The organism is Pantoea sp. WMus005, from assembly GCF_013415305.1.
GTDB lineage: Bacteria > Pseudomonadota > Gammaproteobacteria > Enterobacterales > Enterobacteriaceae > Pantoea > Pantoea rara.
This window is the reverse complement of sequence record NZ_JACBXU010000003.1, coordinates 440,037-450,013: the sequence shown is the minus strand read 5'-3', so window position 1 is coordinate 450,013 and position 9,977 is coordinate 440,037. Positions and strand designations below refer to the sequence as shown.

General features: G+C 56.6%; 10 protein-coding genes. 6 read left to right on the top strand and 4 right to left on the bottom strand.

The genetic code is table 11. The features are described from left to right. The first annotated feature begins 89 nt into the window (after positions 1–89). Entirely contained in the window at positions 90–302 is a 213-nt protein-coding gene (gene cspA, locus HZZ01_RS14850; protein ID WP_003855207.1) for an RNA chaperone/antiterminator CspA, read from the top strand. A gap of 181 nt (positions 303–483) precedes the next feature. Here cspA and HZZ01_RS14845 read toward each other — a convergent pair whose 3' ends face one another. Further along, entirely contained in the window at positions 484–1,500 is a 1,017-nt protein-coding gene (locus tag HZZ01_RS14845) for a lipoate--protein ligase A (protein ID WP_179898359.1), read from the bottom strand. Positions 1,501–1,733: 233 nt separating this feature from the next. Here HZZ01_RS14845 and HZZ01_RS14840 point away from each other — a divergent pair, with 233 nt between their 5' ends. The 5 genes from HZZ01_RS14840 (at position 1,734) to HZZ01_RS14820 (ending at position 7,028) form a co-directional block, all read left to right on the top strand. Then, the gene (locus HZZ01_RS14840; RefSeq protein WP_179898358.1) at positions 1,734–2,645 is read left to right on the top strand and encodes a DMT family transporter; all 912 of its coding nucleotides are present in this window, start codon (positions 1,734–1,736) and stop codon (positions 2,643–2,645) included. Positions 2,646–2,790: 145 nt separating this feature from the next. Beyond that, on the top strand, positions 2,791–4,044 hold the full coding sequence (locus tag HZZ01_RS14835; protein ID WP_179898357.1) for an MFS transporter: 1,254 nt from the start codon (positions 2,791–2,793) through the stop codon (positions 4,042–4,044). After that, entirely contained in the window at positions 4,044–5,105 is a 1,062-nt protein-coding gene (locus tag HZZ01_RS14830) for a sugar phosphate isomerase/epimerase (protein WP_179898356.1), read from the top strand. Before HZZ01_RS14835 ends, HZZ01_RS14830 begins: the two co-directional genes overlap by 1 nt. Positions 5,106–5,156: 51 nt before the next feature. Then, positions 5,157–6,137, top strand: coding sequence for a LacI family DNA-binding transcriptional regulator (locus HZZ01_RS14825; protein WP_179898355.1), 981 nt, complete (start codon positions 5,157–5,159; stop codon positions 6,135–6,137). Positions 6,138–6,302: 165 nt separating this feature from the next. Further along, a complete protein-coding gene (locus HZZ01_RS14820; RefSeq protein ID WP_179898354.1) occupies positions 6,303–7,028 on the top strand; it encodes a pirin family protein in 726 nt (241 codons plus the stop codon). Positions 7,029–7,068: 40 nt separating this feature from the next. Here the strand turns inward: HZZ01_RS14820 and HZZ01_RS14815 are convergent, their stop codons facing one another. Genes HZZ01_RS14815 through HZZ01_RS14805 form a run of 3 tightly spaced genes read right to left on the bottom strand, consistent with a single transcriptional unit; the run spans position 7,069 to position 9,976 of the window. Further along, positions 7,069–7,890 carry an alpha/beta fold hydrolase gene (locus HZZ01_RS14815; protein ID WP_179898353.1) on the bottom strand — a complete coding sequence of 274 codons (822 nt, stop codon included), beginning with the start codon at positions 7,888–7,890 and terminating at the stop codon, positions 7,069–7,071. A 48-nt stretch (positions 7,891–7,938) separates the two neighbouring features. Further along, complete coding sequence (locus HZZ01_RS14810) at positions 7,939–9,567, bottom strand: MFS transporter (protein ID WP_179898352.1); 1,629 nt, start codon at positions 9,565–9,567, stop codon at positions 7,939–7,941. Then, a complete protein-coding gene (locus tag HZZ01_RS14805) occupies positions 9,554–9,976 on the bottom strand; it encodes a DoxX family protein (protein WP_179898351.1) in 423 nt (140 codons plus the stop codon). The genes HZZ01_RS14810 and HZZ01_RS14805 overlap by 14 nt, the downstream gene beginning before the upstream one ends. Position 9,977 lies beyond the last annotated feature (1 nt).

Genomic DNA, 9,977 nt, shown 5'->3' with positions numbered 1-9,977 from the left:
GTGAGTCTCCTCCTAAAAGCCTGGTAAGTTACCTTCTGAAAGACAGGCCATCTTCGCCACGTAGTGGCTCATAAATTAAGGAAATATCGATGTCTAATAAAATGACTGGTTTAGTAAAATGGTTTGACGCTGGTAAAGGTTTCGGTTTTATTTCTCCTCAGGACGGCAGCAAAGATGTATTCGTACATTTCTCTGCAATCCAGAGCAACGATTATAAAACTCTTGACGAAGGCCAGCAGGTCGAATTCACGATTGAAAACGGCGCTAAAGGCCCTTCAGCGGCAAACGTAGTGCCTATGTAAGCCTTAGTTATCAATAGCGCTTACGATCGCGATGACGGCAACAGCCTGAGCAGTTAAGCCTGAAATTGATAATTAATAAAACCCGCCTTGTGCGGGTTTTTTGCGTTGGTGATTTACGGGATGCTGGGATGGAGAGGGTTGCCCGCAACAGTTTTCCGCGCGGGCAAGTGACAAAAACTGTTCAGCGTACGCTGGCGACAAGCCAGTGCTGCAATTCTGTCAGCTCTGCCTGTTGCAACGGAAAATCCGCAACCAGCTGACTTAGTACCGGCTCAAGCGCGTCTGGCCGGTAGGTGACGTTCTGCATCCGCTGCGCCAGCGCTTCGAGCGGCGCAGGATTGAGACTGTCGCTGAAAATCTGACAGCGGGTGATCACGCCGCGTTCAACATCGAAGTGGATCTCCACGCCGCCCCAGACAAAACGCTGGTCCAGCAGGTGAGAGAAGTCAGGTGCCTGACCGAAATTCCACGCCCAGCTACTCTGCCGCGCAAACTGCTCTGTGAAACCCGGCAGGTCGGGCAAGGCTTCTGGCGAAATCCTCTCCGGTTCACAACGCTCTCCATAATGGTCGAAAAAGGCATCAGTCACTGCGGAGCAGATCGTCTGATAGCTGATACCCGGTGTTAATTCCGCCAGATTGGTTACCCTGGCGCGGACAGACGTAATCCCTTTGGCCTGCAATTTTTTCACATCAGGATTAAGGTAGTCCGCCAGCCGGGAAAGATCGGCATCCATCAGAATGGTGCCGTGATGAAAACCGCGGTCCGGTGTTTCACGGTAGGCGGAACCGGAGATTTTACGCAGTCCCTCAGCGGTGTTGACCACTAAATCGTTACGTCCGGACGCTTCCGCAGGAACATCCAGCGCATTAAGTGCACGCAGGATAATGGCGGTCGAGACGCTTTTATCGTACTCGGGCTTGCCAGCCATAAAGGTAAAACAGCAGTTACCGAGATCGTGAAATACTGCGCCACCGCCGCTGCTGCGACGTGCCAGCCGGATGCCATCTTCCGCCATTCGTCGGGTGTTGCACTCTTTCCAGGGATTCTGCGCCCGCCCGATCACCACCGTTTCCGCATTACGCCACAAAAATAGCACCCGCTGGGTGGCGGGCATCTGCCGGAAAATGCACTCTTCAACCGCCAGATTAAACCAGGGATCGTTAGATTCAGATAGCAGTAAACGCAGCGTGGACATCGGAGACTCCTGTTCCGTTTGAGAAGCGGCCCATAGAGCAGGGCAGAAGGCAGAGTGTACCAGCCGGGGGGCTGAGCCACATGCCTGTTCATGCCGTGACGCTGCGCCAAAAAAAGATAAAATGCCGTCTGCGACGTAATCCCGGCAGATTGCTTTATCGCTTTGTGCCAGTATGAATGTTAAGTGTACTGATTCCCCTGCTTATTTTTCCCCACTGAGAGATCAAAAACCTGATGAACGCTTCCGCTGGCATAGCGATGAAGATCACAGCTGCGTTGAGTTCCACCCTGATGCTGGCTTGTGTAAAAGGACTGGATGGTGCAATCCCTGTTGGCGAGGTGATATTTTTCCGCTCTGTGCTGGCACTGGTTCCGCTGCTCATCTGGCTGCGCTGTCAGGGCAGCGTGCTGGATGGCATCCGCACCCGCAACATTCGCGGACATTTTGTGCGCGGGCTGGCCGGAACCGGCGGTCTCTATTTCAGCTATCTGTCGCTACTCTACATTTCTCTGACCGACGCCACCGCGATTAATTATGCTGCGCCGCTGTTTACCGTGCTACTGGCGGCGCTGCTTCTGCGTGAAAAAGTCCGGCACCATCGCTGGGTTGCTGTCTTTACCGGTTTTAGCGGCATTCTGGTGATGTTCTCCGGGCACCTCTCGCTGACAAGTCAGGCAACATTTTCGCTCTCTGCATCGGCGGGCATTCTGCTGGCGCTGATGGCGGCCTTATGTACCGCCTGCGCGCTGGTGCAGATCCGTTTTCTAAATGGCAAAGAGAAGCCGGGCGCTATCGCATTCTGGTTTGCTGTCACCACGGCGTTAACCTCGCTGGTCACCCTGCCTGGAGGGTGGAAAGTGCCGCACGGTAATCAGCTGGCATTACTGGTGGGATGTGGACTGCTGGGCGGTATCACTCAGATTCTGATGACACTGAGTCTGCGCTATGCCGAAGCCTCACTGCTGGCGCCGTTCGACTACACCACCTTAATCTGGTCAGTAGCGGTGGGGTATCTGCTGCTCGGCAACCTGCCCACGTCCACCACAGTGATCGGTGCAATTCTGGTGGTCATCGGCGGCCTCTATTCGGTGCTGTATGAGCGCTACCGCTTCCGTAAAGCGCGGGTGGTCAACGCCACCAGCTAATCACCGGACTCACGCTACGGGCTCTGCCGCCAACAAAATGATAACGCAGGGTTAGTAATTTGTGATCAGGGTAAGAGAACCTGCTGCGGTAATGGTTTACTTTCAAACCATCAAAAGTAATCGATTACTTATTCCAGAGGTTCTTATGAGTGCAACGGTGCAGGAGAGTGCAGGCCAGCGGATGCAGCATAAGTTGCTGGTGCCGCGCCTCTCTCTGATGATGTTCATGCAGTTCTTTATCTGGGGGAGCTGGTCGGTAACGCTGGGGCTGGTGATGACCCGACACAACATGCCGTTGCTGATTGGGGATGCGTTTTCAGCCGGACCTATAGCCTCAATTCTCTCGCCATTTGTGCTCGGCATGCTGGTAGACCGCTTCTTTCCCTCGCAAAAAATGATGGCGGTGATGAACCTGGCAGGCGCAGTCATCCTCTGGTTTGTGCCGCAGGCACTGATTGCGGAGAACGGCGTGCTGCTGATCGCCCTGTTATTTGGCTATACGCTCTGCTTTATGCCGACGCTGGCACTCTCAAATAACATCGCCTTTCACAGTCTCGCCAGCAGGCTGAGTTTTCCCATCGTCAGGGTCTTTGGCACCGTCGGCTGGATCGTGGCGGGGATCTTTATCGGTGTGACCGGCATTGCTGACAGTGTAGCGGTGTTCCAGCTGGCTGCGCTCTGTTCGGTACTGCTGGCGATTTACAGCCTGACGCTGCCGCATACGCCGGCACCCGCCAAAGGTTTACCCTTAAAAGTCCGCGATCTCTTCTGCGCCGATGCCTTTGCACTGCTGAGAGAGCGTCATTTCATGGTTTTCGCGCTGTGTGCCACGCTCATTTCAATTCCGCTAGGTACCTACTACGCCTTTACCGCTTCCTGGCTGGCCGATGCCGGTATCCGGGAAGTCAGTACGCTCATGTCGCTGGGGCAGGTATCTGAAATTGCCTTCATGCTGATCATCCCGCTGCTGTTTCGTCGCCTGGGCGTTAAAACCATGCTGCTGATGGGGATGACGGCGTGGTTCATTCGCTATGCCTTTTTTGCGCTGGGCATGAGCGATGAGACACGCATGCTGATTTACACAGGTATCCTGCTGCATGGCATCTGTTACGACTTCTTCTTCGTGGTGGGATTTATCTACACCGATCGTATAGCCGGGGAAAAGGTGAAAGGCCAGGCACAGAGCATGGTGGTGATGTTCACTTATGGCATCGGCATGCTGCTGGGATCGCAAATCTCCGGCGCGCTCTACAATCACGTGGTTGCAGGGCATGCCAGCGCACAGAGCTGGGCAATCTTCTGGTGGATCCCTGCATTTGCCGCCGCGCTGATCGCGATGATCTTCTTCTTCTCGTTCAAATACCGTGATGAGGCGGTAGCGGAACACAGAGGTGACTGATGAAAACAGTTAAGGGACCGGGCATCTTCCTGTCACAGTTCATCACCACGCAGCCGCCATTTAACTCGCTGGCGGGTCTGGCAGAATGGGCCGCCGGGCTGGGATACCGCGCCCTTCAAATTCCCTGTCATCAACCCACTATTTTCGACCTTGAAAAGGCAGCGGTGAGTCAGACTTACTGCGACGAGGTGCGGGGATTGCTGGCCGGTTTTGATCTGGAGATCAGTGAGCTTTCAACCCATCTTGAAGGGCAACTGGTGGCGGTTAATCCGGCATACGACCTCGCGTTTGATAATTTTGCGCCCGCGGCGCTAAAAGGCGATCCCGCCCGGCGTACCGAATGGGCTATCACCACGCTGAAGCGGGCCGCCGCGGCCTCTGAGAAGTTAGGGTTGCGGGCTCACGCCACCTTTTCCGGCTCGCTCGCCTGGCCCTGGTTCTACCCGTGGCCACCGCATCATAAGGCGCTGTTTGACGAGGCGTTTGCCGAGCTGGCGCGCCGCTGGCTGCCGGTGCTGGAGGTGTTTGATCAGCATGGCGTTGACCTCTGTTATGAGATTCACCCTGGCGAAGACCTGCATGACGGTGTCACGTTTGAGCGTTTTCTGGCGGAGGTGAACCATCATCCGCGCTGCAATATTCTGTTCGATCCCAGCCATCTCCTGCTGCAGCACATCGACTATCTGCAGTTTATCGACCTCTATCATTCGCGTATCAAAGCCTTTCACGTCAAGGATGCTGAGTATCAGCTCAACGGGCGCAGCGGGGTGTATGGCGGCTATCAGCCGTGGCTGGCGCGTGCCGGACGGTTTCGCTCGCCGGGCGATGGCCAGATCGACTTCAGTCGTATTTTCAGCAAGCTGGCGCAGTACGACTATGACGGCTGGGCGGTGCTGGAATGGGAATGCTGCCTGAAAGAGGGTGAAACCGGGGCGCGTGAAGGGGCCGCGTTTATCCGTCGGCACATCATTCCTGTGTCTGACCGCGCCTTTGATGATTTTGCTCTGGCAGAAAACGGCCCGTCGGTTCGTCAGCAACTGGGTCTGAATCGCGACGCCTGAAGCGGGGTTACTGTGGGTGAGTTTTGCAGGCGTTAAAACAGAAGGAACTCTATGTCTGTTCAGAAAATCGCGCGGATGGCCGGCGTCTCAGTCGCTACCGTTTCCAGAGTGCTGAATAACAGTGACAGCGTAAAACCGGCGAACCGGCAGAAAGTCCTCGCAGCAATCGAAGAGAGTAACTATCAGCCTAACCTGCTGGCGCGCCAGCTGCGCACGGCGCGTAGCTCAATGATTCTGGTGTTGGTTTCCGATATCTCCAATCCCTTCTGCGCCGAGGTGGTCAAAGGCATTGAGGAGCAGGCGGAGAAAAACGGCTATCGTATCCTGTTATGTAACTCGGGCACGGATATCGCCCGTTCGCGATCCAGCCTGCAACTGCTTTCCGGCAAGATGGTGGATGGCGTTATCACCATGGATGCCTTCAGCAAACTGCCGGAGCTGAGTCAGCTGATAGGCACGGCGCCCTGGGTACAGTGTGCCGAACATGATGATAACGGGCAGATCTCCTGCGTCGGCATTGATGATGACGCGGCTGCGCAGTCAGTGGTGCGCTATCTGGCTGAGCACGGGCGTCAGCGGATCGCGCTGATCAACCACGACCTCAGCTACCGCTATGCCCGTCTGCGTCAGCAGGGCTACATCCACCAGCTCGATAACCAGCAATTGACCTGGCAGGCTGTCGCGTTCGCCAGGGAGTTGAGTTTCAGCGCCGGTAAAGCGGCGATGGATCAGCTGTTAGCTGCTGAGATACCGCCTGACGCGGTATTTGCGGTTTCCGATACGCTGGCCGCCGGGGCAATGGCTGCGATTCAACGGGCGGGCCTGCGTATCCCTCAGGACATCGCTGTGGTGGGTTTTGACGGTAGTGAACTGGCCGGGATGGTCTCACCGCCGCTGACAACGCTGGCGCAGCCCTCAAAAGAGATAGGACGTCGTGCCTGTGAACTGGTACTGCAAAAAATTGCCCGGCCCGACGCTCTGCCGCAATGTGTGATCATGCAGGGTGAGCTGGTCGTGCGAGCCAGCAGCTGAAAGCGTCATCCTTAACCCCTTCCTGCGCTAAACCTGCGCTCATATTGTCCACTTAAATGAGACAGTAATTGCCGATTCACGTCATTGTGTGACTGACAGGTTTACTTATATGCTGTCTCTATCGAAGGGCATCCGCACTTCATCAGGATAACTAAGGGGCAGAATATGATTGAGCAAAGATTGTCAGAGCAACGCGGTGTGGGCGATCACGGCTGGCTGAATTCACGCCACACTTTCTCTTTTGCAAACTACTGGGATCCGAAACAGGCAGGCTTCTCCGATCTGCTGGTGATCAACGATGACCGGGTTGCCAAAGGACGCGGTTTTGGTGCCCACCCGCACAGCAACATGGAGATTATCTCTTATGTGCTGGAAGGCGCGCTGGAGCATAAAGACTCGATGGGGACCGGCTCGGTGATTGTCCCAGGCGACGTGCAGCTGATGAGTGCGGGCAGTGGTGTGACCCACAGCGAGTTCAACCACTCCGGCACCGAGGGTGTGCATTTCCTGCAAATCTGGGTGGTACCGGCAGAGAAAAACAGCCCGCCAGGCTACCAGCAGATCTCCGTCAGTGAGGCGGATAAACGCGGTAATCTGCGACTGATTATTTCGCCGGAAGGTGAAAACGGGGCATTACGGGTACGTCAGGATATTCGCATCTATGCGGGATTGTTCCAGGGCGATGAGCAGCAGACGATTACGCTCCCGGACGATCGCTACGCCTATATTCATGTGGCGCGCGGCAGTGTCAGAGTTAATGGCCTGCAGTTTAATGCCGGAGATGGCGCACGGGTTCGCGACGAGAAAACGCTGTCGTTCAGCCATGGTGAAGGCGCGGAGGTGCTGCTATTCGATCTGCGCCCAAATGAAGTGAATCATCCAGGCCGTTAAAACGAAAGCTGCGCGGTTTACACCGCGCAGCTTTTTTGCCTTACCGGGCGTTAAGAAACGCCAGCAGATCCTGATTCAGTTGATCCTGATGCGTCACCGCGAAACCATGCGGCGCGTTGTCATAGACCTTGAGTTCAGCCCCCTCAATCATCTCAGCCGCCACTTTGCCGGTGGATTCAAACGGCACGATCTGGTCGTTACTGCCATGAATCACCAGTGTCGGCACATTCACTTTCGCCACGTCAGCACGGAAATCGGTCTCCGCGAAGGCGGTCACGCAATCCACGGTGCTCTTCAGTGAGGCCAGCAGCGCGATGTTCAGCGTCTGTGCCATAACGCCATCAGAAACGGTCTGTCCGGCGTTGGTACCATAGAACGGTGTAGCAAACTCTTTGATAAACTGCGCGCGATCCTTGAGCAGGCCATCGCGTATTCCTTCGAATACCGACATATCGACACCCTGCGGATAGTCTGCCGTTTTGCCAAAGATAGGTGTGACGGCCCCGAGCAGCACCAGTGCCCCGACGCGATCGCTGCCATAGCTGCCGATATAGCGCGTGACGTCGCCGCCACCCATGGAGAAACCCACCAGCGTCACGTTCTGCAGATCGAGATGGGTGATCAGGTCGTTGATGTCAGAAGCAAAGGTATCGTAGTTATTACCTGTCCAGGGCTGATCTGAGCGGCCAAAGCCACGACGGTCAAACGCAATAACCCGATAGCCGTGGTCGGCCAGGAAGTGCATCTGGCTGTCCCACATGTCGGCATCCAGCGGCCAGCCGTGGCTGAACAAAACAGGCTTGCCGGTGCCCCAGTCTTTAAAGTAGATCTGTGTACCGTCGGTCGTTTTAAAGGTGCTCATGGTATTGCCCTCTGTATGACGTGATGAATGATAAGAAGGTGAAGCCAGTCACACTGGCGCCACCAGATAACGAACCTCGGGAGAGTTTTCACCCTGATGAAAAGCGAAAACCCGCCGCTCTATCTTTTTGTCGTTGATGGTGTAGCGCTCTTTCTGACGCAGATGTTCGACCCAGGAGCCGACCACAAACGTCTCAACGAAAATGCCGGGCTGCAGGATATCTTCATAAAGTGACCAGTTGATGGCGCCACCACGACGCCTTACCCGCCGCATATCCTGCATGCAGACGGTAAAGGCATGTGCATCATCAATATTAATCCGGTATTCGTAATTCACCATTACCGGTCCACGTTCATGTCGGATATCCAGCGCAGGGGCATTAACGCCATCGCCGATCATATCGAGATTAAGATCGGGATCCTGATCGAGCCGCCAGCGCCAGACGGTAGTGCTGGCGAGCACCATGCCCAGCGCGGCGATGCAGAGCGACAGCGGAATGCCGAAGTGTGAGGCGAGCTGTCCCCAGAGGGCACTGCCTGCGGTCATCGAGCCAAAGAACACGGTCAGATAGACCGCCAGCGCACGCGCTTTCACCCATTTCGCGGCACTGCGCTGCGCGCCAAGATTCAGGGTCGACAGCACCGCAATCCAGGCGAATCCGGTAAAGAACTCAAACGCATTCAGCAGCCAGACGTGCCGCACATAGGCCAGCGCCAGCATGGTCAGGGCGAAGAGGAGACTGGCGAGCACCATCAGGCGATCGGAGCTGAGGTGACGACGCAGACGCGGCAGCAGCACCGCGCCGGTAATCGCGCCAACCCCGATGCAGGCCAGCATGACACCGTAGCCGCCAGGGCCGAGGCCCAGCTCACGGCGCGCTACCAGCGGCAGCAATGCCCAGCCCGCGCTGCCAAACAGGAAAAACGAGAAGGTTCGCACCAGCACGTTACGTAAGACCGGTGCCGCGTGAACGTAGCGCAAACCCGCCCGTACCGCCGGGAAGAAGTGTTCGGGCGGAAGGCGCTGCACGCTCGGCTCCGCTTTCCAGCGCCAGAGCACCCAGGTGACACCCAGCACGGATAGCGCATTAAGCAGGAAGACCATCCAGGGGCCGGCGAACGACAGGATCAGGCCACCCAGGGCCGGTCCGATGGCGCGACTGATATTAATGCCCAGTGAGTTAAGAGCAATGGCAGGCCCGAGTTCCGGTTTGGTTACCAGATCCGGCACGATCGCCTGGAAGGGCGGCGAACTCATGGCGGCACCTGCGCTCAGTAAAAAGGCAGCGGCCAGCAGCACGTCGGGTGTCACATGGCCGGTCCAGGCCAGTACGGTCAGCCCGGCGGCGGCGGTAAAGGTCCACAGCTGAGAAAACAGCAAATACTTACGGCGGTCAACGATATCTGCCATGACGCCGGAAGGCAGTGCGAACAGAAACATCGGCAGGCTGCTGGCTGCCTGCACCAGCGCCACGGCCAGGGGATCGGCACTCAGCGTCAGCATGGTCCAGTTCACGCCGACATCGTTCATCCATGAACCGATATTGGAGACTACGGTGGCGATCCACAGCATGCGGAACACCGGCTGGCGCAGTGGCTGTAACGGCGAAACCTCCGAAGCGGGCCGCACCTCGGGCTGCTCCTGCTCCAGCTGGTGGATATCATTAACCTGTGCCATGACGGACCCCCTGATGTTTTGCCGCGCCAATGCGCCAGCCGCCTGGCCCGGTCAGCGCCAGCGTGGTAAAGATAATGAGCAGCAGCCAGCCGAACTGACCTTCCGCCAGTGACCAGCCAGGATGAACCACCAGCATGGCGACCAGCAGTACCGCGATGATCGGCAGGCAGGCAATCCGGGTTCCCCAGCCGGTAATGATAAAAATCGGGCAGATGACCTCCGCCACTATGGCCGGTAACAGGCTCATCATCGGTCCCAGCCCGAAGGGATCTTCGATGCGTGTCAGTTCTTCGCTGAAGTGCAGAATTTTCGGCAGCCCATGCACCTTTAACAGCAGCAGGCCGCCGGTCAGGCGCAGGAAGAACAGCCCCGCGTTGATGCGGGGCGAAAGCGTGATAGCGTTATTCATG